Origin of the sequence: Kribbella sp. C-35 (genome assembly GCF_046549195.1) — a bacterium.
In the GTDB taxonomy this organism is placed as follows: Bacteria; Actinomycetota; Actinomycetes; order Propionibacteriales; family Kribbellaceae; genus Kribbella.
Map to the genome: position 1 here is coordinate 572,649 of NZ_JAJPWG010000005.1, position 24,100 is coordinate 596,748.

The following is a 24,100-nucleotide window of genomic DNA, read 5'->3' on the forward strand; positions in this document are numbered from 1 at the left end:
TGCTCAAGGCAATCTCCTGTTGATCTGCCGGATCAGCCCCGGCCCCCGATAAATCAATCCTGTGTACACCTGGACGAGGCTCGCGCCGGCGTCGAAGAGGCGGGCCGCGTCCGACGGGTCCACGATCCCGCCGACCCCGATCACGGGGAGCGCTCCCCCGGTTTCCCCGTGGATGTGTGCGACGACCTTCGCCGAGGTCTCGGCGAGCGGCCGCCCGGACAGGCCGCCGGTCTCACCTGCCAGCGGATGCCCCGCGACGCCCGCCCGGTCGATCGTCGTGTTGGTGGCGATGATGCCGGCGACGCCGGTGCCCGTGCAGACCTGGAGGAGCTCGTCGATCGCCGACGTGGTCAGGTCCGGCGCGATCTTCACCAGGATCGGCTTCGGAGCCAGCCCGGCGACGGTCAGCGAGTCGGCCTCGCTGTGCAGCGCGGTCAGCAGTTCGCGGAGGTGACCGGCGTCCTGGAGAGAGCGCAATCCCGGCGTGTTCGGCGAGGAGACGTTGACCGCGAAGTAGTCGCCGTACCGGTAGAGGCGGCGCAGCGAGGTCACGTAGTCCTCGACCGCCTCCTCCAGCGGCGTCACCTTCGACTTCCCGATCGAGATGCCGAGCGGGTAGCCGAGGTCGCCGTACGCCGCCAGTCGCGCGGCCAGCGCTTCGCTGCCGAGGTTGTTGAAGCCCATCCGGTTGATGACGGCCTCATGCTCCACCAGACGGAACAGGCGGGGCTTCTCGTTGCCCGGTTGCGGGTGTGCCGTCACGGTGCCGACCTCGACGAACCCGAACCCGATCGCGGGCCACGCGCGCAACGCGACCCCGTTCTTGTCCATCCCGGCCGCCAGCCCGACCGGCGACGGGAACCGGATCCCGAAGACCGTACGTGGTGAAACCGAACCGAAGACCCGGGACCCAAGTCGCGCGGTGCCCGGGATGCGCCCGAGAAGGCGCATCCCGTTCAGCGTTTGTTCGTGTGCGATCTCGGCATCGCCTTTACCCAACCGATAAAGAACGGGCCGAACGACCCGCCTATACACCGCGGATCCTCGGTACCCAGTCCTGCAGCGAGCGGACGCCGATGTCGCCGGCGCGCTGCGCCTCGATGCCCTGCACCGCGGCCGCCAGCCCCTGCACGGTGGTGATGCACGGGATGTTCCGCGCCACCGCCGCGCTGCGGATCTCGTACCCGTCGATCCGCGGCGAACCGCCCTGGGTGATCCCGATCGGCGTGTTGACGATCAGGTTCAGCTCGCCGTCCTGGACCATCTGGACGATCGTCGGCTCACCGTTCGGGCCCGGGCCCTGGCTGCTCTTGCGGACCGTGACCGCCTCGACGCCGTTGCGCCGCAGTACGTCGGCCGTGCCTTCGGTCGCGTAGATCTGGAAGCCGAGATCGGCCAGCCGCTTGACCGGGAAGATCATGTGCCGCTTGTCCCGGTTCGCGACCGAGACGAACACCTTGCCGTTGATCGGCAACGGTTGCGACGCCCCCGCCTGCGACTTGGCGAACGCCGTACCGAACGTGTCGTCGATGCCCATCACTTCGCCGGTGGACTTCATCTCCGGCCCGAGCACGGTGTCGACCGACGAACCGTCGATGGTCCGGAACCGGTTGAACGGCATCACGGCCTCCTTGACCGCGATCGGCGTCGTCGTCGGCAGCGTGCCGCCGTCTCCGGTAGCCGGCAGCAGGCCCTCGGTCCGCAGCTCGGAAATAGTTGCCCCGAGCATCACCCGGGCCGCGGCCTTGGCCAGCGGTGTCGCGGTCGCCTTCGACACGAACGGCACCGTCCGGGACGCCCGCGGGTTCGCCTCCAGCACGTACAGGACGTCGCCGGCCAGCGCGTACTGGACGTTCAGCAGGCCCCGGACGCCGACGCCGCGGGCGATCGCCTCGGTGGACTTCCGGATGTTCTCGATGTCCGCGTTCCCGAGCGTGATCGGCGGCAGCGCGCAGGACGAGTCGCCGGAGTGCACGCCGGCCTCCTCGATGTGCTCCATCACGCCGCCGAGGAACAGTTCCTCGCCGTCGAACAGCCCGTCGACGTCGATCTCGACCGCGTCGTCGAGGAACCGGTCGATCAGCACCGGGTGTTCCCACGAGCCCGAGCCGGCACTCAGCCGGTCCAGCGCCGCGGTCAGCTCGGCCGAGCTGTAGACGATCTCCATCCCGCGACCGCCCAGGACGTACGACGGCCGGACGAGGACGGGGAACCCGATCTCCTCTGCGACCTCGTGGGCCGCCTCGGCCGACATCGCCGTACCGTGCTTCGGCGCCGGCAACTTCGCGTCCGCGAGCACCTTGCCGAACGCGCCCCGCTCCTCCGCGAGGTGGATCGCCTCGGGCGACGTTCCGACGATCGGTACGCCGGCATCCGCGAGCCGCTGCGCCAGCCCGAGCGGCGTCTGGCCGCCGAGCTGGACGATCACGCCCGCGACGGGCCCGGCCTGCAACTCGGCGTACACGATCTCGAGCACGTCCTCGCAGGTGAGCGGCTCGAAGTACAGCCGGTCGGAGGTGTCGTAGTCGGTCGAGACCGTCTCCGGGTTGCAGTTCACCATCACCGTGCAGTAGCCGGCCTCGCGCAGCGCCATCGACGCATGCACGCAGGAGTAGTCGAACTCGATCCCCTGCCCGATCCGGTTCGGCCCGGAGCCGAGGATCAGCACGGCAGGCTCCGAGCGCGGCGCCACCTCGGTCTCCTCGTCGTACGACGAGTAGTGGTACGGCGTCTCGGCCTTGAACTCGGCCGCACAGGTGTCGACCGTCTTGTAGACCGGCCGGATCCCGAGCGCCTGCCGGACACCGCGGACGACGTCCTCGGTCAGGCCGCGGATCTCGGCCAGCTGCAGGTCGGAGAACCCGTGCCGCTTCGCCAGCTTGATCACCTCAGGCGTCAGCCGCGGCGCGGCCGCAACCTGGAGAGCGGTCTCGTGGATCAGGTACAGCTGGTCGACGAACCACGGATCAATGCGAGTTTGATCGAAGATCTGCTCCGGCGTGGCGCCGGCCCGGATCGCGTCCATGATGATCCGCAGCCGACCGTCCTGCGGCGTCTTGATTGCCTCCAGCAACGGTTCGAGCTCGCTGGCGGGCTGGCCGGCCCAGGAGAACCGGGCCTCCGGCTTCTCCAGCGACCGCAGCGCCTTCTGCAGCGCCTCGGTGTAGTTGCGGCCGATCGCCATCGCCTCGCCGACGCTCTTCATGTGCGTGGTCAGCGTGGCGTCCGCGGCCGGGAACTTCTCGAACGCGAACCGCGGCACCTTCACCACCACGTAGTCCAGCGTCGGCTCGAAGCTGGCCGGCGTCTGCTTGGTGATGTCGTTCGGGATCTCGTCCAGCGTGTAGCCGATGGCGACCTTCGCCGCGATCTTGGCGATCGGGAACCCGGTCGCCTTCGACGCCAGCGCGGACGAGCGGGACACCCGCGGGTTCATCTCGATGACGATCAGGCGACCGTCCTCCGGGTTGACCGCGAACTGGATGTTGCAGCCGCCGGTGTCGACCCCGACCTCGCGGATGATGCCGATCGCGAGGTCCCGCATCACCTGGTACTCGCGGTCGGTCAGCGTCATCGCCGGCGCGACGGTGACAGAGTCGCCGGTGTGCACGCCCATCGGGTCGACGTTCTCGATCGAGCAGATGATCACGACGTTGTCGGCCTTGTCGCGCATCACCTCCAGCTCGTACTCCTTCCACCCGAGGATCGATTCCTCGATCAGCACCTCGGTGGTCGGGCTGGCGTGCAGTCCGGCCCCGGCGATCCGGCGCAGGTCCGGCTCGTCGTACGCCATCCCGGAGCCGACGCCGCCCATCGTGAACGACGGTCGCACCACCAGCGGGTAGCCGAGCTCGGCGGCCGCACCCATCACATCGTCCAGGGTGTGGCAGATCCGCGACCGTGCGACCTCGGCGCCGAGCTTCTCGACGATGTGCTTGAACGACTCCCGGTTCTCACCGCGCTGGATCGCGTCGACGGACGCGCCGATCAGCTCGACGCCGTACTTCTCCAGTACGCCGTTGTCGTGCAGGGCGATCGCCGCGTTCAGCGCGGTCTGGCCGCCGAGGGTGGCGAGCAGCGCGTTCGGACGCTCCTTCTCGATCACCTTCTCGACGAACTCCGGGGTGATCGGCTCGACGTACGTGGCGTCGGCGAACTCCGGGTCGGTCATGATCGTCGCCGGGTTGGAGTTCACCAGGACGACCCGGAAGCCCTCCTCGCGGAGCACTCGGCAGGCCTGGGTGCCGGAGTAGTCGAACTCGCAGGCCTGGCCGATCACGATCGGCCCGGACCCGATCACCAGGACCGAATCGATGTCTGTCCTGCGCGGCATCAGTTCCGCCCTTCCATCAGTTCTACAAAGCGGTCGAAGAGGTACGCCGAGTCGTGCGGACCCGCCGCCGCTTCAGGGTGGTACTGCACCGAGAAGGCGAGCACACGCCCGTCCTTGCCGGTGAGCTTGAGCCCTTCGACCACGTTGTCGTTGAGCGAGACGTGGCTGACCTCAGCCGTCCCGTACGGCGTTTCCACCACCGAGTCGAGTGGCGCATCCACCGCGAATCCGTGGTTCTGCGCGGTGATCTCGACCTTGCCGGTCGCCTTGTCGAGCACCGGCTGGTTGATGCCGCGGTGCCCGTACTTGAGTTTGAACGTGCCCAGTCCGAGCGCCCGCCCGAACACCTGGTTCCCGAAGCAGATCCCGAAGTACGGCTTCCCGCGCTGCAGCAGTTCCTTCAGCAGCGTTGTCGGGTGCTCGGTGGTCTCCGGGTCACCCGGGCCGTTGCTCATGAAGATGCCGTCCGGGTTCACCGCGAGCACCTCGTCCAAAGAGGTGTTCGCAGGCATGACGTGGACCTCGATGCCGCGCTCGGACATCCGCTTCGGCGTCATCGTCTTGATCCCGAGGTCGAGCGCCACCACCGTGAAGCGCTTCTCCCCCTCGGCCGGTACGACGTACGGCTCGAACGTCGTCACCTCCGAGGCGAGGTCGGCGCCGACCATCGGCGGCTGCTCGAGGACCTTCTGCAGCAGCTCGGCGGGGTCCAGGATCTCGGTGGAGATCCCGGCCCGCATCGCGCCGCGCTCCCGCAGGTGCCGGGTCAGCGCGCGGGTGTCGATCCCGGAGATCCCGACGATCTCCTGGCCCTTCAGCTGGTCGTCGAGCGATCGCTTGGCGCGCCAGTTCGACGGAACCCGGGCCGGGTCGCGGACGACGTACCCGGCGACCCAGATCTTCTGCGACTCGTCGTCCTCGTCGTTGATCCCGGTGTTGCCGATGTGCGGCGCGGTCTGGGTGACGATCTGCCGGTGGTACGACGGGTCGGTCAGTGTCTCCTGGTAGCCGGTCATCCCGGTGGTGAACACCGCCTCGCCGAACGTGGATCCGGTCGCCCCGTACGACGTACCGGCGAACGACCGGCCGTCCTCCAGGACGAGCAGCGCTGGCTGGCTCATAGTGCTCCGATCAAGGTCGAGATTGATGCGGTCAGGGCGGCGGTGTCGGCCTTACGGCGCGGACGGAACCCGGTGTCGAGCTCACGGCCGTCGTGGGTCCAGGTGACCACGACCAGGCCGGACTTCTCCGCGGTCACCTTGCCGGCGATGCCACGGTCGGTCCGGACCCCGGTCAGGTGGTCCGCGGGGATGAAGACATCCGCGGCGCCCTGCCGGTGGAAGATCAGGCCGGCCTCACTGACGGCCAGGTCCGCGGTAGCGCGGACGCCCAGTTCGTGCACGGCGATCCGGTCCATCCAGTCGCCGGCGCTGGTCGTGGCGACGTACACACCCTCGATACCACGCGTCGTCGCTGAGTCGTTTTCTGGCGGCGCCTCGGGCAAAGGCGCCAGGTCGGCCTGCCGGGACTGGCGGTTCCGCCAGCCCCGGTACATGCCGAAGTAGCCCGCTGCCAGCACCAGCAGCGTGCCGAGAATGCCGAGGAACGCCCTCACCTGGTGAGCTCACCGTCCAGGACGGTCGGCGTACCGCGCAGGAACGTCGCCACCACCTTGCCCGGCAGCGTCATCCCGTCGAACGGCGTGTTCCGCGACAGCGACACCGACTCCTCCGGTACGACGGTCCGCTCGACCCTGGGGTCGTAGAGGACGACGTTCGCGGGCGCACCCGCCTCCAGCGGGCGGCCGTGGTCGGCGGCCTGACCGATCGCGGCCGGCCGGTAGCTCATCCGGTCCGCGACGTCGGCCCAGGTCAGCAGCTTGGTGTCGATCATCGCGTGCTGGACCACGGAGAGAGCGGTCTCCAGGCCGGTCATACCGAACGCGGCGGCGCTCCACTCGCAGTCCTTGTCCTCGACCGGGTGCGGCGCGTGGTCGGTGGCGACGATGTCGATCGTGCCGTCGGCCAGACCCTCGCGGACCGCCTCGACATCCTCCTTGGTGCGCAGCGGCGGGTTCACCTTGTAGACCGGGTTGTAGGAGGTGGCAAGCTCCTCGGTCAGCAGCAGGTGGTGGGGGGTGACCTCGGCGGTCACCTCGAGCCCGCGGCGCTTCGCCGCGCGGACGATCTCCACCGAGCCCTTGGTGGACAGGTGGCAGACGTGCAGCTTCGACCCGACATGCGCGTTCAGCAGGATGTCGCGGGCGATGATCGCCTCCTCGGCGACACTCGGCCAGCCGGTCAGACCGAGAACGCCGGAGAGCGCGCCCTCGTTCATCTGCGCGCCCTGGGTGAGCCGCGGCTCCTGCGCGTGCTGGGCGATCACACCGCCGAATGCCTTCACGTACTCGAGGGCGCGACGCATCAGCGCGGCGTCCCAGACACAGTCGCCGTCGTCGGAGAACACCCGGACCCGGGCGGCGGAGTCAGCCATCGCGCCGAGCTCCGCGAGCTGCGTGCCCTTACGTCCGACCGTGACTGCGCCGATCGGGTACACGTCGGCGTACCCGGCGTCGCGGCCGAGACGCCAGACCTGCTCGACGACACCGGCGGTGTCGGCGACCGGGTCGGTGTTGGCCATCGCGAAGACCGCGGTGAACCCGCCCCTCGCGGCCGCGCGGGTGCCGGTGAAGACCGTCTCGGCGTCCTCCCGGCCAGGCTCGCGCAGGTGGGTGTGCAGGTCCACCAGACCCGGCAGCGCGACCAGCCCTTGGGCGTCGATCGTCTGCACGTCGGCCGGCACGTCCAGTCCGGTGCCGGTGGCAACGATCTCGCCGTTGTCGATCAGCAGGTCCGCTTGGTCACCGCCAACAATCTTCGCGCCGGTGATCAGATATGCGGTCATGCCGTGTGCTCCTCGGTCTCGTTACTTCCAGATAGCAGCAGGTACAGGACGGCCATCCGGATCGCCACGCCGTTCGTGACCTGCTCGACGATCACGGAGCGGGTGGAGTCGGCGACCTCGGCGCTGATCTCCATACCGCGGTTCATCGGCCCGGGGTGCAGCACGATCGCCTCGTCCGGCAGCTGCGCCATCCGGTTCTTGTCCAGGCCGTAGCGGCGCGTGTACTCGCGGGCGCTCGGGAAGAACGCGTCGTTCATCCGCTCCCGCTGCACCCGCAGCATCATCACCGCGTCGCTCTTCGGCAGCACCGAGTCGAAGTCGTACGACGTGGCGCACGGCCACCTGCTCATGTCGACGGGGACCAGCGTCGGCGGGGCGACCACGGTGACCTCGGCGCCGAGCGTCGAGAGCAGCAGCACGTTCGACCGCGCGACCCGCGAGTGCAGGACGTCGCCGACGATCGTGATCCGGCGACCCTCCAGCGAGCCGAGGTGCCGGCGCATCGTGAACGCGTCGAGCAACGCCTGCGTCGGATGCTCATGGGTGCCGTCGCCGGCGTTGACCACCGATCCGGTCATCCAGCCCGACTTCGCCAGCAGGTGCGGCGCACCGGACGATCCGTGCCGGCAGACGACGCCGTCGGCGCCCATCGCCTGCAGGGTCAGCGCCGTGTCCTTCAGGCTCTCGCCCTTGCTCAGGCTCGAGCCCTTCGCGGAGAAGTTGATGACGTCTGCGGACAGCCGCTTGGCGGCCGCCTCGAACGAGATCCGCGTCCGGGTGGAGTCCTCGAAGAACAGGTTCACCACGGTCCGCCCGCGCAGCGCGGGCAGTTTCTTGATCGGGCGGTCGGCCAGCGACCGCATCTCCTCGGCGGTGTCGAGAATCAGCTGCGCCTCGTCGCGGCTCAGATCCGCGGCGCTCAGCAGGTGCTTCATGCCTTCACCCCTGTCGGCGCCGTGTCGGCCCCTTTGTCAGCTGCCCTGTCGGCTGCTCTGTCGGCGATCAGTACGGCGTCCTCGCCGTCGAACTCGGTGAGGTGCACGGTCACCCGCTCGACCAGGGAAGTCGGCAGGTTCTTGCCCACGTAGTCGGCGCGGATCGGCAGCTCGCGGTGGCCGCGGTCGACCAGGACGGCGAGCTGTACGGCGCGCGGGCGGCCGATGTCGCCGAGCGCGTCGAGGGCCGCGCGGATCGTCCGGCCGGAGAACAGCACGTCGTCGACGAGTACGACGACCTTGCCGTCGATACCGTCCGCCGGGATGTCGGTGTGTTCCAGGCCACGGGGTGGTTTGAGACCGATGTCGTCGCGGTACATGGTCACATCGAGTGACCCTGTCGGCACGCTCTGCCCCTCAACGGCCTGGATCCGGGCCGAGACGCGGCGGGCCAGCGGGACTCCGCGGGTGGGGATGCCGAGCAGGACGACCGGGTCAGCGCCGCGGTTCCGCTCGAGGATCTCGTGGGCGATCCGGGTCAGTGCCCGGGAAATGTCGGAAGCGTCGAGGACCTCGCGGCTGCTGCGTTTCGGCGGCTGCGCGGTCTCGGGGTGCTCTGCGCTCTGGGCAGGGCTCATCGCTACCGTTCCTCCTTTCCCGCCTCTCTGGACGGGTCTTTAAAGGACGTTCGGACCGCTTGACATGGTATCGGATGTGACACGCCGTCTTGACGCTGGCCTCCACCCCGGAATATTGTTACTCTGTGTAATCGAGGGGGGTTTCACCTTCTGGCCCGTTCCCTGCGGGCCGGACATGACGAAACTAGTCGGAGGGAAGAACCAGCGTGCCGAGCGAATACGCGAAGACACTGGGTGGCAAGCTACGTGCCATCCGCCAGCAGCAAGGTTTGTCGCTGCATGGCGTGGAAGAGAAGTCCAAGGGTCGCTGGAAGGCGGTTGTCGTCGGCTCGTACGAGCGCGGCGATCGAGCCGTCACGGTCCAGAAGCTCGCGGAGCTCGCCGATTTCTACGGCGTGCCGATCCGTGAGCTGCTCCCTGGGTCCGCCAGCGCGGCTGCCGCGGCTGCCGCTCCTCCCCGGTTGATCCTCGACCTGGAGGCCCTGCAACACCTCGACGCGAGCGAGGCCGGTCCGCTGACGCGGTACGCGGCCACGATCCAGGCTCAGCGCGGGGACTACAACGGCAAGGTGTTGTCGATCCGTCAGGACGACATGCGGACGCTCGCGGTGATCTACGACGAGTCGCCGACGACGCTGACCGAGCGTTTCATCTCCTGGGGTGTGCTGAACCCGGAGGCGAAGGGTGACGTCGAGGAATCGTCCGAGGCCGCCGGCGCCTGACGCCTGAGAGGGCAGCAATCTGGCGAAGGCACTAGACGGTCGGGGCTTGTAGCAGCTGGCCCGCGGCCGCCCGCCTTCCTCAACAGACGGAACAGAGCACTACCAACGCAGTACCAAACGCAGTACATGCGGCAGGTACCACCTCACCGGCCGCGCACGGGGACGCAACGGCGGCCCGGGACCGTACCGAGACGGTCACCGGGCCTGACAGAGAGGGCTCGCCCCCCTCATCTCTCGCGCAGTGACTTTGCCCTGCAGCGACGTACCAGCAGCTGTCAGACGCCCAGTGTGGGCTTCAGCTGCAGCAGTCTGGCCAGCAGGCCGTTGACGAACGTCGGGGACTCGTCGGTCGACAGGTCCCGCGCCAGCGCGACCGCCTCGCTCACCGCGACCACGTCCGGCACCTGGTCGTCGAACAGGAGCTCGTAGGCGCCGATCCGCAGGATGTTCCGGTCGACGGCCGGCATCCGGTCCAGCGTCCAGCCCACCGAGTGGGTCTCGAGCAGGTCGTCGATCTGCTCGCTGTGTTTCGCGACCCCTTCGACCAGCGCCACGGTGAACTCGTTCACCGGCGGGTCGTTGTCGGCCACCCGGTCGGCCAGGGTGCCGCCGACCGGCAACCCCCTGACCTCCGACTCGAACAGCACGTCGAGCGCGCGTTTGCGGGCCTTGCTCCGGGCAGACATCTTCTGTTGTCGGCTTTCGCTAGAGGTTGCGCTGCTCAGGAGGTGACGCGGCCGAGGTAGTCCCCGGTGCGGGTGTCGACCTTGACCTTCTCGCCGGTGGTCAGGAAGAGCGGGACCTGGATGTCGTAACCGGTCTCCAGCTTGGCCGGCTTGGTGCCGCCGCTGGAGCGGTCGCCCTGCAGACCGGGCTCGGTGTACTCGACCGTGAGCTCGACCGAGGCCGGGAGCTCGACGTACAGCGGGAGCTCGTCGTGCACCGCGACGATGGCGTCCTGGTTCTCGAGCAGGAAGTGCACCGCGTCGCCGACCACCTCGGGCGTCAGCTGCAGCTGGTCGTAGGTGCTCTTGTCCATGAAGACGTACGCCGTGCCGTCGTTGTACAGGTACGTCATGTCACGCTTGTCGACCGTGGCCACGTCGACCTTGACATCGGCGTTGAAGGTCTTGTCGACCACCTTGCCGGACAGCACGTTCTTCAGCTTGGTCCGGACGATGGCGCCGCCCTTGCCCGGCTTGTGATGCTGGAACCACACGACGGACCACAGCTGTCCGTCCAGGTCGAGCACCATGCCGTTCTTGAGGTCGTTCGTCGATGCCACGCGGGTATGCCCTTCGAAATCGATCAGCGGTAACAGCAGATTGTAGCGGTCACTACCGCTTTCCTCCGATTCCGCCGAATTACTAGACCCGATCGGCCTTAGGCTGGTGGTCCAGAACGTCCACGGAGGCGCCAGGAGGCCGGCATGACGGAGTTCGTGATCTTCGTCGTCGTGATGATCGTGCTGAGCCTGATCGGCAAGGCCCGGCAGGGATCCAAGGGCGGCAACGGCCAGCAGAGCGCCCGGATGCAGGCGCTGATCGAGCGGATCCAGGCCCAGCAGGGCGGCAACCAGCCGGTCCAGTTCCAGGGCCAGTTCACCCAGGCCGCCGGGCCGGGCGGACCGCCTCCGGCACCGATACCGGGGCAGATGCAGACCGGGAGTGCGCAGGGCAGTCAGCAGGCCGCGGCGGTTCTCCAGCAACTCCTGCAGAACGGTCGGCAGCCACGACACGCGGGTGAGCGGAACTCCCCCGGCCAGGCGGCACAGCAGCCCGGCTTCGGTACGCCGTACCCGCCGGCCGGGATGTACCAGCCGCCGGCGCAGTTCCAGCCTTCGCAGTTCCCGGTGCAGTACAACCCGGGGCCGTACCAGCCGCCGGCGCACCGGCCGCAGCAGAACAACCTGCCGGCGCCGAAGCAGGACCTGGACGCCAGGGTGCGGGCCTTGATGAACGCGAACAACGAGGTCGGCGCGATCCGGTTGCTGAGCGACGAGCGCGAAATGGGCATCCTGGAGGCGCAGAAGTACGCCCGCACCTTGGTCGCTCCGCCGGCAGCTCAGCACGATTCCGACGGACAGGATGAGCCTGATGAGGAGCGGTACGTCGGTTCGGCGGCGTTCGCGGAGTCGATCTTCAACGTGAACGACCGAGACGAGAACGTGTGGGCCAGCGGCTGGGTCGACGAGCCCGAGCCGGAGGATCGCTCCGACATCGAGGAGCTGTGGCAGACCGTCAGCAACCCGCCACGGCCTACTCCGCCCACGTCACAGTGATGTAGCTGTGCCGCCGGGCGATATGGAAGCCGGGCGGCAGCACAGCGTCTGAGCCATGCACCTGGAACGCCGGACCCCTGCGGTGCATGGCGTCCCAGCTCTGCACCAGGTTGACCATGTGATCGATCAGCTGGCCGGCGTGCGGACCATGACCGCTGCAGCCGAGCTCTACATGCACCTCGTCACTGCCGCTGCGTGACGCAAGGTAGGCCAGGCTGTCCGCCGTGGCAACGGCGGGCCAGTCACCACCTGACAGAACGCAGTACCCGGGCAGCTTGCTCGCCAGCCACAGGTAGAGGTCGAGCAAAGGCTCCTCACGATGCACCTCGACCCCGGACCACGTCTGCTCGGTCGGCAACGTCAGTACGTCGTACTGCGGATGCGGCTCGCCCTCCTGGTCCTCGTCGAACGTCAGCACGCCTTCCTGCAACGGAACCAACCGCTCGTAGCCCGCACCCGCCCCCTGCATGTTGACGAACCCGCACACAGTCGTAGACCGGCTCTCGAGGTGGTCACCGACCAGGTCGAACGCGATCGCCCGCGTCTGCCCACGCATCCGCAGCGGTACGACGATGCGCCCGCCCGGCCGCAGCTGCCGCAGCCACGCGCTGGCGATGTCCCACGCGGTCACCGTCACCACGATCCGGTCGTACGGCGCCCGCTCCGGAACCCCGAACGCACCATCGGCCCGCACCACGGCCACGTCGCCGTACCCGGCCTCGTCGAGGGACTCGCGCGCCCGGTCCGTCACCTCCGGATCGATATCGACCGAGGTCACCGCACCACCCGGCCCGGCCAGCTCCCGCAGCAGTGCGGCGTTGTAGCCGCCAGAACCGATCTCGAGCACCCTGTCCCCCGGCCGGATCTCAGCCTGCTGCAGCATCAGCGCGACAATGCTCGGCTGCGACACCGAACTGATCACCACACCGGCCTGGTTCTGCTTCATCGGTACGACGTCGTCCGCGTACGCGATGTCGAGCGGAGCGTGCGGGACGAACACGTGCCGTGGGACGGCCTCGAACGCAGCTGCCACCCGCTCGTCGCGGATCGTGCCATCAGCTACCAACTGCCGGACGAGAGCGGTCCGCAGCAACTCCGCCGGTGCTGAGTCACTGCTGACGCCCGTCATGACCTGTCAGTCCCGCTTGTCCCCGAGCGACTCCAGCAACGTCCGCAGCAGACCTGCTAGCTGGTCGCGTTCGGCCGACGACAGACCGGCGAGCAACTGGGACTCGGTGTCGACGTGTGTCGGCAGCACCTTGTCGATCAGCTCTAGGCCCTCAGGCGTCAGGGTCACCAGCACGCCACGGCGGTCGGTCTCACTCGGAGCCCGCGTCACCAGTCCGCGAGCCTCCAGCCGATCAAGGCGCTGGCTGATCGCGCCCGACGTAACCATCGACGAGTGCATCAGCCCGGCCGGCGTCAGGCTGTGCTCGGCGTTGCTGCGCCGCAGGGTCGCCAGTACGTCGAAGGACGCGCGGTCCAGATCGTGCTTGCTGAAATTCCGCCGCAGCTCGGCGTCGAACAGCGCGCCGAGGCGGCTCATCCGCCCGATGATCCCCATCGGCGAGGGATCCAGGTCGGGCCGTCGCGCCCGCCACTGCTCGAGCACCAGGTCGACATGATCTGCCATGCACCCAGCCTAGCCCTAGATCGCTTAGCGGTGAGGTACTTGAAAGTTCCTTAGCGCTGAGATACTTTATCTTAGTGCTAAGCAATCGACGTTCGACCATCCTCCTCACCACGGCGATCGCGCCGATGCTCTGGGGCACCACCTACGTGGTGACCACCGAGTTCCTCCCGCCCCATCGCCCGCTGCTGGCCGCACTCCTGCGGGCGTTGCCGGCCGGTCTCCTGCTCGTCGCGATCACCCGTGTCCTGCCGCGCGGCAGCTGGTGGTGGCGCTCGCTGGTCCTCGGCACGCTCAACATCGGCGCCTTCAACGCGCTGCTGTTCGTTGGTGCGTATCGGCTGCCAGGTGGCGTGGCTGCGACCGTCGGTGCGATCCAGCCGCTACTGGTCGCTCTACTGTCAGCTGGTCTACTGCGGCAGCGCCTCTCGCTGCGCACCGTGTTCACTGCGCTGGCAGGCGTGTTCGGCGTCGGTCTGCTGGTACTGCGGGCTACGGCACGGCTCGACATGTGGGGCGTACTCGCGGCCGCCGGCGCTGCGGTCGTTATGGCGTTCGGCGTCGTACTCAGCAAGCGCTGGACGTCACCTGCTCCCCTGCTGGCCACGACTGGTTGGCAACTCGTCGCTGGTGGGCTGGTGCTCCTACCAGTGACCTTCCTGATCGAGGGCGCTTTCCCCGCCTTCACCCTGCGGAACCTCGCCGGCTACGCGTACCTGGCGCTGTTCGGCTCGGCAGTCGCCTATGCACTGTGGTTCCGCGGACTCCGGGAACTCGTTCCGACCGAGGTCACGTTCCTGGGCCTGCTCAGCCCAGTAGTAGCCACCACAGTGGGCTGGCTGGTTCTCGCCCAGCACCTGACCGCACTGCAGGCGGTTGGTGGCCTCATCGTGCTAGCAGCCCTCGTGTTTGCGCAGGTACGACCTGCAGCTCGACAGGACCTGTCGAGCTGCAGGTTCAGTGCCTCAGATCAGACCCTCACGCAGTGCATAGGCGACGGCGTGGGAGCGGTTCCTGAGCTGCAGCCGGCTGGTGACGTCGTGGAGGACGTTCTTGACCGTGCGCTCCGAGTAGGACAGCTCCCGGGCGATCTCCTGCGTGTCCTTGCCGTCCGCGACCAGTCGCAGTACCTGGGTCTCCCGGTCGGACAGACCGGTGCGGGACAGTCCCCGCGGCGCGAGTACGTGCCGCTGCATCCGCGACACCTGGCCGAGCAGCCGTCCCAGCAGATCCGGGGGCAGGCTGCCGTCCCCTGCAGCAGCAGCCTGCACCAGGTGCACAATCCGGTCACCGGTCGCCTCGGTACGCCGTAGTACGCCGGAGACCCCCAGCTCGACCGCTGTCATCAGCGCTTCGTCGTCAATCGTGCTGCCGATCAGCACGGTCCGACTGCAGCCCCGCTGCGTCGCGGCCCGCAGTACCTGAACAGCACCGGCATCCAGCGAGTCGACTGCGACCAACGCGACCACTGGCGGGGCGGTGCGCTGGTCGGCCGACTGCGAGGGCAGCTGTGAGGATGCCTGGGCCGCCAGGTCGGCGTCACCGATCAGGCTGATCTCCGGGCGCTGCCGCAGCGTGTGCACCAGCCCGAACTGCGACAGCGGGTCGAGCGCCTTGACCCAGACCGGAATCCGGTGTTGCTGACCGAGAGGCTGCCCCACCTTTTGTGTCGTCATCCTTGTCACTCCCCCAGAGCGTTGTTGAACGGAACGGATCGAATCCGTAGTCACACGAACCCCCAATGCGTCGATTTCCTCCCGATCGTGCGACCGGACCGTCGGCCCTTCCGGACCATCAGCCGGCACCACGATCCAACGCCTAGGGTGCGGCACCGGCATTTCACCGGCGTCTCACCCCGATCTCTTGGCCGTCCGCCGGAGAAACCTGTCCGCACTGCGGTTCGAAATCTGCCCACAACCACCTGATGCCCGAAAGGGCAGATTGGTTATGAATCGAGGGTGGTGAGCGCGCGGAGCGCGAGCCGGTACGAGTCGAGCCCGAATCCGGCGATGGTCCCGGTCGCGACCCCGGCGACCACACTGGTGTGCCGGAACTCCTCGCGGGTGGCCGGATTGGTCAGGTGGATCTCGATCAGCGGCGCGGTCCGCTGCGCGATCGCGTCCCGCAGCGCGTACGAGTAGTGCGTGAACGCGGCCGGATTGAGGACGACGGGGATCCGGCTGTCCGCGGCCTCGTGCAGCCAGCCGACCAGCTCGGCCTCGTCGTCGGTCTGCCGTACGTCGACCTCGAACCCGAGCTCGGCGCCGGTCTTCTCGCACACCCCGACCAGCTCGGCGAACGTCGTCGTACCGTACTTCTCCGGCTCCCGCGAACCCAGCCGCCCGAGGTTCGGCCCGTTCAGCACCAGCACCCGCCTGCTCACATCCGTCACAGCGTTCACCCTAGTCGCTCGAATGCCAGGTCAGCCTCCGCGGTTGCCGTGGGGTAGCGCTCGGTGGCGGACTGCCCGCCGGAGATCGCCAGCCAGTTGCGGTAGGCGAGGATCCGCTGCGTCGAGAGCAGTTGCGCGGCCAGCAACTCCGCGGTGAGATCGCCGCCGAGAACCTCGGTGAGCGCTCTCTCGTCCTCGTCCATGAACGCGCGCAGCCGGGTCGCAAGGGCCGGCGTACCGAAGACCAGGTCGTAGTAGGCAACCACCTGCGGGTGGTCGTTCAGCCCGGTCGTCGGCTCCCGCTCAGCCAGGCCGGTGCGGAAGTGGTCGCGGAGCGCCTCGACCGGCGGCGCCGACGACGCGCGGACGATCCGGGCCGCTTCCCCCTGGTGGTCCGCGATCTGGTGCATGACCAGGTCTTCCTTGGTCGGGAAGTACTTGAACAGTGTCGGCTTGGACACGTCGGCGGCGGCCGCGATGTCGGCGACCGGCACCTCGTCGAAGCCGTGCTCGAGGAACAGCCCGATCGCCGCCTGCGACAAGGCGTCGTGCGTCTGCTGCTTCTTGCGTTCGCGGAGTCCGGTCACAGCGATCATGTTAACCTAGGCAAAAGATTGACCGGGTTAATCTTTCGCGGAGGATGGATGAGGGATCTCGACGAGGAACGCGCGTACGCCGGCCGCTGCCGGGAGGCGTTGCGGCGGATGGTGGCCGGCGCGCGGGAGAACGTGGTCGTCGGCGAGGACACCTGGGGTGACCGGTACACCGCCGAGCGGCTGGGCTTCTACCTCAAGACGCTGGCGCGGGACATGGCTGAGGAGGGCGACAACCCGCCGTTCTTCGGCGTGATCGCGTACGGCGACACGGACGCCGGCGAGCACCGCCGGCAGACGTACTACCTCGGCCGTCGGCACATCTCGGACGCGATCGGCCGCCCGCCGCTGGTGATCGACTGGCGCGCGCCGGTGTCGGCCACGTTCTACCAGGCGTCCGCCGTCGAGCCCCGTGGGATCGACACCCGCCGCCGCTTCGGCTGGTCGGGCAACAGGCTGACCAGCTTCGAGGACGAACACCTCCAGACGGGCGTTGGTGACACCGCTAGCGAGCTCGTACGGCGGGAGATCGAGCGGGCCCGTGTGGGCCCGATGCGGGACATCGTCGCCACGATCCAGCCGGAGCAGGACACGCTCGTGCGAACCGGGCTCGACGTCTCGGTCTGTATCCAGGGCGCACCGGGGACCGGCAAGACCGCGGTCGGCCTGCACCGCGCGGCCTATCTCCTGTATGCGCACCGGTCGCGGCTCGAACGCAACGGTGTCCTCGTCCTCGGCCCGAACCAGGCGTTCCTGCACTACATCTCCGCCGTACTCCCGACGCTCGGCGAGGTGGACGTGGAGCAGACCACGATCGAGCAACTGCTGGATCGCGAGGTCCGCGCGGTCGACGACATGGCGGCGGCCGCGGTCAAGCACGACGTACGCATGGCCGAGATCCTTCGGAGAGCGCTCTACGACCGGATCGCGCGGCCGGAACAGGCGGTCGTGGTGCGGGACGAGTCGTACAAGTGGCGGGTCAATCAGCACGAGTTCGCGGAGATGGTGGCCGAGGCCGAGGTTGAGGCGACGACGTACCTGACCGGTCGCGAGCGAGTGATCGCCCGGCTGGTCGCCGCGTTCCAACGCCAGGCCGAGGCGCGTGGGCAGAACTGCAACGGCGTCTGGCTGCGGCGGATGGCGCGGGCCGTGACGCCGTACGTCGAGGAGGTGTGGCCGCTGCTCAAGGCCGACGAGGTGCTGGCCGAGTATCTGAGCGATCCCAGTCAGGTGGGCATCCTGACGGCGGACGAGCAGCGAGCCATCGCGTGGTCGCGCCCGCGCAAGGCGAAGAGCGCGCGCTGGACGGCCGCGGACGCCGTACTGCTCGACGAGGTGAGCGCGTTGCTGGAGCGCTCTACGACGTACGGTCACGTGATCGTGGACGAGGCGCAGGACCTCTCCCCCATGCAATGCCGGGCGATCGCGCGGCGCAGCGAGCACACCTCGATCACAGTGCTCGGCGATCTTGCACAAGGTACGACGGCCTGGGCCGCTGACGACTGGGCGACGCAGCTCACGCACCTCGGGAAGCCTGCGACGGAGATCGTTGCCTTGAGCACCGGATACCGCGTCCCGGCGACCGTCGTCGAACTGGCGAACCGTCTGCTGGAGGCGCTCGACGTCGCGGTCCCACCGACCACGTCGTACCGCTCCGACGGCGAGCTGACCATCACCCGCGTCGACGACCTGGCGGCCGCGTGCGTCGAGAACATCCGGAGAGCGCTCTCTGTCGAGGGCTCGATCGGCGTCATTGCCGCCGATCATCAGTTGCCCGCGGTGAGCGATGCGTTGAAGGCGGCCGGGATCGAGACGTCGGCAGCGGACGGCGACGGCCGGGTCGCCGTCGTACCGGCGAGCCTGGCGAAAGGGCTCGAGTACGACCACGTGATCGCAGTCGAGCCGGCCGAGATCGTCGCCTCCGAGACCCGCGGCCTGAACCGGCTTTATGTTGTCCTCACCCGAGCGGTGTCTCGCCTGGACATCCTCCACCAGGCCGACCTACCGACCGAGCTGGAGGGAACCGGATCCTGAGCACCGGACTCTCCCGGGTATGAGGACACCAAGCCTGGGGGGTGCGGATGGACGACAGACCGGGACAGGCGGTGGCGTCGGACCGGGAGCTGTGGGAGCGGCTCCGCGAGGCCGACGAGTACCCACTGTCCGATCTGTTCCACCGGCACAGCGACGCGGTCTACAACTTCGCATTCCGGCGGACGGGCTCGTGGTCGATCGCCGAGGACGTCGTCCAGGCGACCTTCACGATGCTCTGGCGGCGGGCGACCGACCACCGGATCGACGCGCTCACGCTGGAGACCGCGCGACCGCTCCTGTTGTCGATCGCCCGGCTGGAGTGCAACCACGCGACCCGATCGGTGCGGCGCCTCCGGGCGCTGCGTGACCGGCTCCAGCTGAACCGTACCGATTCCGTGCCCGACCACTCTGCGGAGACCGCGGCAGAACGGCACCGCCCAGAAGGTCGTGCACGCGACCAAGATCAAGAGCGGCTGGCACGGCGGCGAGGAGTGGACGATCGCGATGGTCGGACACAGCGTCGGCGGCAACGGCGTACCGCCGGGTGACAACCGGGTGACCGGGTGCAGGGCATCTCCGTCAGCCGCTGACCTCGCGGCCATGCACTCCGCGGCCCGTCCGTCGGCCAGGTTGTTACAACTCGGCGTACGCCGCGACCAGGAGGCTGGGGTCGGGGGCTTCGAGGATGGTGGGTTTGGCCAGGGCGTCCAGGATGACGAAGCGGAGGCGGTCGGCTCGCGTCTTCTTGTCTAGCTTCATTGCGTCTTGGAGGTGGGGCCAGGCGTCGGGGCGGTACGTGACGGGGAGGCCTAGGGACTCCAGGACTGCGCGGTGGCGGTCGGCGGTGGCGTCGTCGAGGCGGCCGGCGGCGCGGGACAGTTCGGCGACGAACACCATGCCGATGCTGATCGCGGCGCCGTGGCGCCACTTGTAACGCTCTACGCGCTCGATCGCGTGGCCTAGCGTGTGGCCGTAGTTCAGTGCCTCGCGGCCGATCGGCCCACCTGCGGTGGTGGTCCGCTCGCGGAGGTCCGCGCCGACCGTGTCCGCCTTCACCTGGATGGACCGGGCGATCAGCTCCTCGGTCGCGCCGTACGACGGACTTGTGGCGCCGGCCGGGTCCTTCTCGACGAGGTCGAGGATCACCGGGTCGGCGATGAAACCGCACTTCACGACCTCGGCGAGGCCGCTGATGTAGTCGTTGACCGGCAGCGTCTCGAGCGAGGCGAGGTCGCACAGTACGCCGGCCGGCTCCCAGAACGCGCCGACCAGGTTCTTGCCCTCGGCCGTGTTGATCCCGGTCTTGCCGCCGACGGCCGCGTCGACCATGCCGAGCAGGGTGGTCGGGATGTGCACGACCTTCACGCCGCGCAGCCAGGTCGCCGCGACGAAGCCCGCGAGATCGGTTGTCGTACCGCCGCCGACGCTGACGATCGCGTCCGAGCGGGTGAAGCCGGCCTGTCCGAGGACCGACCAGCAGTACGCCAGCACCTCGGCGGTCTTGGCCTCCTCGGCGTCCGGGATCTCGATCGCGTGCGCGGTGAACCCGGAGCCGGTCAGGTCGTCACGGATCGCGTCACCGGTGGAGCGCAGCGCCCGCGGGTGGATGACGGCGACCCGCTGCACTCCCTCACCGAGCAGCACCGGCAGCTCACCGAGCAGATTGTTGCCAATGACAACGTCGTACGGCGCCGCGGCAGCGACCCGGATCCGAGTCGGCTCGGCGCCCACCGGTCCGGTCGCGTCGTCTGTCATCCGAGTTGCTCCAGGATTTCGTCGGCGATCTGGTCCGGGGTCTTGCCGTCGGTCAGCACGGTCTGCTTGGCGACCTCGCCGTACAGCGGGCGACGGGCCTCCATCAGATTGCGCAACTGGGTCCGGACGTTGCCGAGCAGTAGCGGACGCGCGACGCTGAGGCCGACGCGCTTGGCCGCCTCCCCCAGGCTGACGTCGAGGAACACCACCGTGTGACCGGCCAGGTCCGCGCGGGTGGCGGCATCGAGGATCGCGCCGCCGCCGAGCGACAGCACCTCCCCATCGCCCTGCAGCGCGGCCGCGATCGCCTCCCGCTCGAGCTTGCGGAAGTGCGGCTCACCCTCGTCCACGAAGATGTCCGAGATCGGCTTGCCCGCCGCGGCCTCGATGTCGGCGTCGGTGTCGCGGTGCGGTACGCCGAGTCGCTTCGCCAGCACCGCCGCGATCGTGGACTTGCCCGATCCGGGCGGGCCGACCAGGACGACGACCGGGCTCACTCCCACTCCCGCGGGGTGATCGTCTTCGGCAGGTCCGCCAGGTACGACTGGTGGTTGCGCGCGGTCTCCGCGACCGAGTCGCCGCCGAACTTCTCCAGCGAGACCTCGGCCAGCACCAGCGCGACCATCGCCTCGGCGACGATGCCGGCGGCCGGTACGGCGCAGACGTCCGAGCGCTGGTGGTGCGCGGCAGCGGCCTCCCCGGTGGCGGTGTCGATGGTGCGGAGGGCGCGCGGGACGGTCGCGATCGGCTTCATCGCGGCGCGGACCCGGAGCGTCTCGCCGGTGCTCATACCGCCCTCGGTGCCACCCGAACGGCCGCTGGTCCGGCGGACCGAGCCGTCCTCGGCGACGATCTCGTCGTGCGCCTTGGAGCCCGGCGTCCGGGCCAGCTCGAAGCCGTCGCCGAGCTCGACGCCCTTGATCGCCTGGATACCCATCAGCGCGCCGGCCAGCTTGGAGTCGAGGCGGCGGTCCCAGTGCACGTAGCTGCCGAGGCCCGGCGGAAGACCGTCGACGACGACCTCGACGACACCGCCGAGCGTGTCGCCGGCCTTCTGCGCGGCGTCGATCTCGGCGACCATCTGCTTGCTCGCGTCCTGGTCGAGGCAGCGGACCGGGTCCGCGTCCAGCGCCGCGACATCGCCGTACGCCGGGATCACGCCGTACGGCGCCTTGACGGTGCCGAGCTCGACCACATGGCTGACGACCGTCACGCCGTACGCCTGGCGGAGGAAGCGGGCCGCGACCTCGCCGAGCGCGACGCGGGCCGCGGTCTCGCGGGCGCTGGCGCGCTCGAGCACCGGGCGGGCCTCGTCGAACCCGTACTTCTGCATGCCGGCCAGGTCGGCGTGACCGGGCCGCGGGCGGGTCAGCGGAGCATTCCGCGCGAGCCCGGCGAGCGTCTCCGCGTCGACCGGATCCGCGCTCATCACCTGCTCCCACTTGGGCCACTCGGTGTTGCCGACCTCGATCGCGACCGGGCTGCCGAGAGTCAGCCCGTGCCGGAAGCCGCCGACGAACGTCACCTCGTCCCGCTCGAACTTCATCCGGGCGCCGCGGCCGTACCCCAGCCGACGACGAGCCAGGGCGTCGGCCACGTCATCCGTGGTGACCTCAACGCCTGCGGGAAGACCTTCGAGTACGGCGACGAGCGCTTGTCCGTGCGACTCGCCGGCGGTGAGCCAGCGCAGCATGCCCCGATTCTTTCACGGCACGCTCACACCCCGGACAGCGGTCTCAGTTGCCGAAGGGGTTGAGCAGACGAACGCCGGTGCGCTCGACATCGGCGGTGTTGCGGGTGACGAACGTCCAGTCGTGGACGAGGGCTGTCGCAGCCATCAGCCCGTCGGCCAGCGGGAGCGGGACGGTCGCGGTCAGCCGGCCCCAGGCCTCGGCGACCTCCAGCGACACGGGGACGATCCGGTCCGAGTAGCCGCGGACGAGTCGCTGCCGCCAGTCGTCGATCGCAGCTGCTCGCTCGGGATCCTGGGTCGCGAGCCGCTCGACCCCCTGCTTGATCTCTCCGACGACGAGCACACTCAGGTACAACTGGGCCGACTTCACCGACTTGAGCCAGTCGACTACGCCCGAGTCCGGAGACTTCTTGCGCAACTCCGACACGACATTCGTGTCGAGCAGAAAGCTCATTCGAAGTCGACCTGCCGCGCCGGTTCCGTCGACCGCTCGATCTCCAGATCGCTCAGATCTGGCGCCGAGGCCAGGAAACTCTTGAAGTCCTCCACCAGTTCCACTCCCACCATCCGCCGGTAGTCCACGATGTCCAGCACGACGGCGACCTGCTGCCCGTGCTTCGTCACGAACTGCGGACCATCCGTCCGGACCGCCCGGATCAGCTCGCTGAAATGCTGTTTCGCCTCTTGCAGCTGCCACTGCCCAGCTGTGACCGTCATGGACAACAGTCTAGACAGACTAGACAGATTCATCAATTCAGTCGCAGGTCTGGTTGTCCTGGGTGGGGCCGGTGCGGACGGCGAGGACCGCGTTGAAGGTCTTGGCGATCGGAGAGTCCTTGCAGCTGGTGCTGGCCGTGGCTGCCTGACCGCCGGCGATCGCGGCGCCCGTGAGGGCGGTCGTGGCGAGGGCCGCCACGGCCAGGCGCCCGGCGGTACGACGGAATGCGGTGGTCATCGTGCGCTCCTTCAGACGATCGATTACCTGATACCAACGACCGTAGAAGCAACGAACGCCGCGCGAACTGGCTTCAGCTCCCGTCTTGCGGGTAGCGCTGACACCACCCCCGATAGGGTCCTGGCATGACTCGGCAGGGTGAGGAGACGTGGCGGGCGCGGGTGCGTGGGTGCCTGCTGGGCGGTGCGATCGGGGACGCGCTGGGTGGGCCGGTGGAGTTCGATGACGGTCGCTCGATCGTCGCGAACTACCCGGATCGCCTGCGGACGTTCGTCGCCGGAGCATGGCCGGCGGGCACGATCACCGACGACACCCAGATGACGCTGTTCACGGTCGAGGGCCTGATCCGGGCGAGTGTCCGGACCGACCGGGGCCTCGGCTTCACCGTGGGCGTCGTCCACCACGCGTACGACCGGTGGCTCGACACCCAGAACCTGCCCGGTCCGACCGGCGAACCCGACGGCTGGCTGCTGGGCGAGCAGTGGCTGTACGCCCGCCGTGCGCCGGGCAACACCTGCCTCAGCGCGTTGACCCAGGCCCGCAAGGGTGAGGCGCGGATCGCGCAGTACGGCGACCAGGCCGTCAACGACTCGAAGGGCTGCGGGGGCGTGATGCGGGTCGCGCCGTTCGGACTGCTGCCGGAGTACTTCCCGGCCGACTGGATCTTCGACTCGGCCGCGACCGCCGCGGGCTACACGCACGGCCACGCGACCGGCAAGCTCGCGTCCGGCGCGCTGGCCGCGATCATCCGCGAGCTGTGCGGCGGCGCAGGACTCGACGAGGCGATCACCAGCGCCACCAGCATCCTGGTCAAGCACGAGGGCCACGAGGAGACCAGTACGGCGCTCGCGTTCGCCCGGCATCTGGCCGCCACGGCACCGGCCGGACCGGTCACCGTCGAGCGGCTCGGCGGCGGCTGGATCGCGGAGGAGGCGCTCGCGATCGCGGTCTTCGCGGCCCTGGCCTACCCGGAGCCCGAGCAGTTCCTCGACGCGCTCGCACTCGCTGTCACCCATTCAGGTGACAGCGACTCCACCGGAGCGATCTGCGGGAACATTCTCGGCGCCCTCCACGGTGAGACGGCTCTGCCCGCGGAGCTCGTCTTCACCGTCGAGGGACGTCCGGTGATCCTCCAGCTCGCCGACGACTTCGCGCTGGAGTTCAGCCAGGGGAAGCGGCTGCACGGCGACTACGGGCCGCACACCGCCTGGACCACCCGCTACCCCGGTTGGTGA

The 24,100-nt window shown here is 68.8% G+C and carries 25 protein-coding genes and 1 pseudogene; 6 read left to right on the forward strand and 20 right to left on the reverse strand.

Features of this window, described 5'->3' with window-relative positions:
• Positions 1 to 3 precede the first annotated feature (3 nt).
• The 7 genes from ACLJOO_RS33050 to pyrR are packed head-to-tail and all read right to left on the reverse strand — an operon-like array spanning position 4 to position 8,810.
• A complete protein-coding gene (locus tag ACLJOO_RS33050) occupies positions 4 to 1,035 on the reverse strand; it encodes a quinone-dependent dihydroorotate dehydrogenase (RefSeq protein ID WP_410791567.1) in 1,032 nt (343 codons plus the stop codon).
• Complete coding sequence (gene carB, locus ACLJOO_RS33055; RefSeq protein WP_410791568.1) at positions 1,028 to 4,333, reverse strand: carbamoyl-phosphate synthase large subunit; 3,306 nt, start codon at positions 4,331 to 4,333, stop codon at positions 1,028 to 1,030. The genes ACLJOO_RS33050 and carB overlap by 8 nt, the downstream gene beginning before the upstream one ends.
• Positions 4,333 to 5,454, reverse strand: coding sequence for a glutamine-hydrolyzing carbamoyl-phosphate synthase small subunit (carA, locus tag ACLJOO_RS33060; protein ID WP_410791570.1), 1,122 nt, complete (start codon positions 5,452 to 5,454; stop codon positions 4,333 to 4,335). The genes carB and carA overlap by 1 nt, the downstream gene beginning before the upstream one ends.
• Positions 5,451 to 5,948, reverse strand: a complete 498-nt coding sequence (locus ACLJOO_RS33065) for a hypothetical protein (RefSeq protein WP_410791571.1) — start codon at positions 5,946 to 5,948, stop codon at positions 5,451 to 5,453. Before ACLJOO_RS33065 ends, carA begins: the two co-directional genes overlap by 4 nt.
• Positions 5,945 to 7,237, reverse strand: a complete 1,293-nt coding sequence (locus tag ACLJOO_RS33070; protein WP_410791572.1) for a dihydroorotase — start codon at positions 7,235 to 7,237, stop codon at positions 5,945 to 5,947. Before ACLJOO_RS33070 ends, ACLJOO_RS33065 begins: the two co-directional genes overlap by 4 nt.
• Entirely contained in the window at positions 7,234 to 8,172 is a 939-nt protein-coding gene (locus ACLJOO_RS33075; protein WP_410791573.1) for an aspartate carbamoyltransferase catalytic subunit, read from the reverse strand. Before ACLJOO_RS33075 ends, ACLJOO_RS33070 begins: the two co-directional genes overlap by 4 nt.
• On the reverse strand, positions 8,169 to 8,810 hold the full coding sequence (gene pyrR / locus ACLJOO_RS33080; protein WP_410791574.1) for a bifunctional pyr operon transcriptional regulator/uracil phosphoribosyltransferase PyrR: 642 nt from the start codon (positions 8,808 to 8,810) through the stop codon (positions 8,169 to 8,171). Before pyrR ends, ACLJOO_RS33075 begins: the two co-directional genes overlap by 4 nt.
• A 206-nt stretch (positions 8,811 to 9,016) precedes the next feature.
• Between pyrR and ACLJOO_RS33085 the strand changes: the two genes are divergently transcribed.
• Positions 9,017 to 9,532: a transcriptional regulator gene (locus ACLJOO_RS33085; RefSeq protein WP_130388461.1), complete on the forward strand. Its 516-nt coding sequence runs from the start codon at positions 9,017 to 9,019 to the stop codon at positions 9,530 to 9,532.
• 275 nt (positions 9,533 to 9,807) lie between these two features.
• On the opposite strand, the gene nusB is transcribed toward ACLJOO_RS33085, so the two are convergent.
• Both nusB and efp read right to left on the reverse strand, forming a co-directional pair.
• Entirely contained in the window at positions 9,808 to 10,218 is a 411-nt protein-coding gene (nusB, locus tag ACLJOO_RS33090; RefSeq protein ID WP_131293877.1) for a transcription antitermination factor NusB, read from the reverse strand.
• A 35-nt stretch (positions 10,219 to 10,253) separates the two neighbouring features.
• Positions 10,254 to 10,817 (reverse strand): elongation factor P, encoded by a 564-nt coding sequence (gene efp / locus ACLJOO_RS33095; RefSeq protein ID WP_131293876.1) that lies wholly within the window; start codon positions 10,815 to 10,817, stop codon positions 10,254 to 10,256.
• Between the two features lie 144 nt (positions 10,818 to 10,961).
• Here efp and ACLJOO_RS33100 point away from each other — a divergent pair, with 144 nt between their 5' ends.
• A complete protein-coding gene (locus ACLJOO_RS33100) occupies positions 10,962 to 11,813 on the forward strand; it encodes a hypothetical protein (RefSeq protein WP_410791576.1) in 852 nt (283 codons plus the stop codon).
• Here the strand turns inward: ACLJOO_RS33100 and fxlM are convergent.
• Both fxlM and ACLJOO_RS33110 read right to left on the reverse strand, forming a co-directional pair.
• Positions 11,791 to 12,942, reverse strand: coding sequence for a methyltransferase, FxLD system (gene fxlM / locus ACLJOO_RS33105; RefSeq protein WP_410791577.1), 1,152 nt, complete (start codon positions 12,940 to 12,942; stop codon positions 11,791 to 11,793). The two genes, ACLJOO_RS33100 and fxlM, sit on opposite strands and share 23 nt — an antisense overlap.
• A 6-nt stretch (positions 12,943 to 12,948) precedes the next feature.
• Positions 12,949 to 13,446: a MarR family winged helix-turn-helix transcriptional regulator gene (locus ACLJOO_RS33110; protein WP_410791578.1), complete on the reverse strand. Its 498-nt coding sequence runs from the start codon at positions 13,444 to 13,446 to the stop codon at positions 12,949 to 12,951.
• Positions 13,447 to 13,520: 74 nt separating this feature from the next.
• Here ACLJOO_RS33110 and ACLJOO_RS33115 point away from each other — a divergent pair.
• Positions 13,521 to 14,342 (forward strand): annotated as a pseudogene (locus ACLJOO_RS33115) (EamA family transporter); the annotation flags it as partial.
• Between the two features lie 66 nt (positions 14,343 to 14,408).
• Here the strand turns inward: ACLJOO_RS33115 and ACLJOO_RS33120 are convergent.
• The 3 genes from ACLJOO_RS33120 to ACLJOO_RS33130 form a co-directional block, all read right to left on the reverse strand.
• Positions 14,409 to 15,281: a helix-turn-helix domain-containing protein gene (locus ACLJOO_RS33120; protein ID WP_410791579.1), complete on the reverse strand. Its 873-nt coding sequence runs from the start codon at positions 15,279 to 15,281 to the stop codon at positions 14,409 to 14,411.
• A gap of 107 nt (positions 15,282 to 15,388) precedes the next feature.
• The gene (aroQ, locus tag ACLJOO_RS33125) at positions 15,389 to 15,826 is read right to left on the reverse strand and encodes a type II 3-dehydroquinate dehydratase (RefSeq protein ID WP_410791886.1); all 438 of its coding nucleotides are present in this window, start codon (positions 15,824 to 15,826) and stop codon (positions 15,389 to 15,391) included.
• 14 nt (positions 15,827 to 15,840) lie between these two features.
• The gene (locus ACLJOO_RS33130) at positions 15,841 to 16,431 is read right to left on the reverse strand and encodes a TetR/AcrR family transcriptional regulator (protein WP_410791580.1); all 591 of its coding nucleotides are present in this window, start codon (positions 16,429 to 16,431) and stop codon (positions 15,841 to 15,843) included.
• 48 nt (positions 16,432 to 16,479) lie between these two features.
• Here ACLJOO_RS33130 and ACLJOO_RS33135 point away from each other — a divergent pair, with 48 nt between their 5' ends.
• Both ACLJOO_RS33135 and ACLJOO_RS33140 read left to right on the forward strand, forming a co-directional pair.
• Positions 16,480 to 18,462, forward strand: coding sequence for a HelD family protein (locus ACLJOO_RS33135; RefSeq protein ID WP_410791581.1), 1,983 nt, complete (start codon positions 16,480 to 16,482; stop codon positions 18,460 to 18,462).
• A 47-nt stretch (positions 18,463 to 18,509) separates the two neighbouring features.
• A complete protein-coding gene (locus ACLJOO_RS33140) occupies positions 18,510 to 19,010 on the forward strand; it encodes an RNA polymerase sigma factor (RefSeq protein WP_410791582.1) in 501 nt (166 codons plus the stop codon).
• A gap of 85 nt (positions 19,011 to 19,095) precedes the next feature.
• On the opposite strand, the gene aroB is transcribed toward ACLJOO_RS33140, so the two are convergent.
• From aroB to ACLJOO_RS33170, 6 genes are read right to left on the reverse strand one after another with little or no spacing between them, the layout of a single operon-like run.
• The gene (gene aroB, locus ACLJOO_RS33145; protein WP_410791583.1) at positions 19,096 to 20,217 is read right to left on the reverse strand and encodes a 3-dehydroquinate synthase; all 1,122 of its coding nucleotides are present in this window, start codon (positions 20,215 to 20,217) and stop codon (positions 19,096 to 19,098) included.
• Complete coding sequence (locus ACLJOO_RS33150) at positions 20,214 to 20,714, reverse strand: shikimate kinase (RefSeq protein ID WP_410791584.1); 501 nt, start codon at positions 20,712 to 20,714, stop codon at positions 20,214 to 20,216. Before ACLJOO_RS33150 ends, aroB begins: the two co-directional genes overlap by 4 nt.
• Positions 20,711 to 21,910, reverse strand: coding sequence for a chorismate synthase (gene aroC, locus ACLJOO_RS33155; protein ID WP_410791585.1), 1,200 nt, complete (start codon positions 21,908 to 21,910; stop codon positions 20,711 to 20,713). Before aroC ends, ACLJOO_RS33150 begins: the two co-directional genes overlap by 4 nt.
• Positions 21,911 to 21,953: 43 nt before the next feature.
• Positions 21,954 to 22,364: a type II toxin-antitoxin system VapC family toxin gene (locus ACLJOO_RS33160; RefSeq protein WP_410791586.1), complete on the reverse strand. Its 411-nt coding sequence runs from the start codon at positions 22,362 to 22,364 to the stop codon at positions 21,954 to 21,956.
• Positions 22,361 to 22,627 (reverse strand): type II toxin-antitoxin system Phd/YefM family antitoxin, encoded by a 267-nt coding sequence (locus ACLJOO_RS33165; RefSeq protein ID WP_410791587.1) that lies wholly within the window; start codon positions 22,625 to 22,627, stop codon positions 22,361 to 22,363. The genes ACLJOO_RS33160 and ACLJOO_RS33165 overlap by 4 nt, the downstream gene beginning before the upstream one ends.
• A gap of 37 nt (positions 22,628 to 22,664) precedes the next feature.
• Positions 22,665 to 22,865, reverse strand: coding sequence for a hypothetical protein (locus ACLJOO_RS33170; protein WP_410791588.1), 201 nt, complete (start codon positions 22,863 to 22,865; stop codon positions 22,665 to 22,667).
• Positions 22,866 to 22,990: 125 nt separating this feature from the next.
• Here ACLJOO_RS33170 and ACLJOO_RS33175 point away from each other — a divergent pair, with 125 nt between their 5' ends.
• Entirely contained in the window at positions 22,991 to 24,100 is a 1,110-nt protein-coding gene (locus ACLJOO_RS33175; protein ID WP_410791589.1) for an ADP-ribosylglycohydrolase family protein, read from the forward strand.

Coding starts and splice junctions, on each gene's coding strand:
- aroC (WP_410791585.1), bottom strand. CDS start 21,910: ATGCTGCGCTGGCTCACCGCCGGCGAGTCGCACGGACAAGCGCTCGTC.
- ACLJOO_RS33135 (WP_410791581.1), top strand. CDS start 16,480: ATGAGGGATCTCGACGAGGAACGCGCGTACGCCGGCCGCTGCCGGGAG.
- ACLJOO_RS33070 (WP_410791572.1), bottom strand. CDS start 7,237: ATGACCGCATATCTGATCACCGGCGCGAAGATTGTTGGCGGTGACCAA.
- ACLJOO_RS33120 (WP_410791579.1), bottom strand. CDS start 15,281: ATGCCGGTGCCGCACCCTAGGCGTTGGATCGTGGTGCCGGCTGATGGT.
- ACLJOO_RS33130 (WP_410791580.1), bottom strand. CDS start 16,431: ATGATCGCTGTGACCGGACTCCGCGAACGCAAGAAGCAGCAGACGCAC.
- fxlM (WP_410791577.1), bottom strand. CDS start 12,942: ATGACGGGCGTCAGCAGTGACTCAGCACCGGCGGAGTTGCTGCGGACC.
- carB (WP_410791568.1), bottom strand. CDS start 4,333: ATGCCGCGCAGGACAGACATCGATTCGGTCCTGGTGATCGGGTCCGGG.
- nusB (WP_131293877.1), bottom strand. CDS start 10,218: ATGTCTGCCCGGAGCAAGGCCCGCAAACGCGCGCTCGACGTGCTGTTC.
- pyrR (WP_410791574.1), bottom strand. CDS start 8,810: ATGAGCCCTGCCCAGAGCGCAGAGCACCCCGAGACCGCGCAGCCGCCG.
- ACLJOO_RS33140 (WP_410791582.1), top strand. CDS start 18,510: ATGGACGACAGACCGGGACAGGCGGTGGCGTCGGACCGGGAGCTGTGG.
- aroB (WP_410791583.1), bottom strand. CDS start 20,217: ATGACAGACGACGCGACCGGACCGGTGGGCGCCGAGCCGACTCGGATC.
- ACLJOO_RS33110 (WP_410791578.1), bottom strand. CDS start 13,446: ATGGCAGATCATGTCGACCTGGTGCTCGAGCAGTGGCGGGCGCGACGG.
- ACLJOO_RS33160 (WP_410791586.1), bottom strand. CDS start 22,364: ATGAGCTTTCTGCTCGACACGAATGTCGTGTCGGAGTTGCGCAAGAAG.
- ACLJOO_RS33165 (WP_410791587.1), bottom strand. CDS start 22,627: ATGACGGTCACAGCTGGGCAGTGGCAGCTGCAAGAGGCGAAACAGCAT.
- ACLJOO_RS33170 (WP_410791588.1), bottom strand. CDS start 22,865: ATGACCACCGCATTCCGTCGTACCGCCGGGCGCCTGGCCGTGGCGGCC.
- ACLJOO_RS33100 (WP_410791576.1), top strand. CDS start 10,962: ATGACGGAGTTCGTGATCTTCGTCGTCGTGATGATCGTGCTGAGCCTG.
- carA (WP_410791570.1), bottom strand. CDS start 5,454: ATGAGCCAGCCAGCGCTGCTCGTCCTGGAGGACGGCCGGTCGTTCGCC.
- ACLJOO_RS33075 (WP_410791573.1), bottom strand. CDS start 8,172: ATGAAGCACCTGCTGAGCGCCGCGGATCTGAGCCGCGACGAGGCGCAG.
- ACLJOO_RS33175 (WP_410791589.1), top strand. CDS start 22,991: ATGACTCGGCAGGGTGAGGAGACGTGGCGGGCGCGGGTGCGTGGGTGC.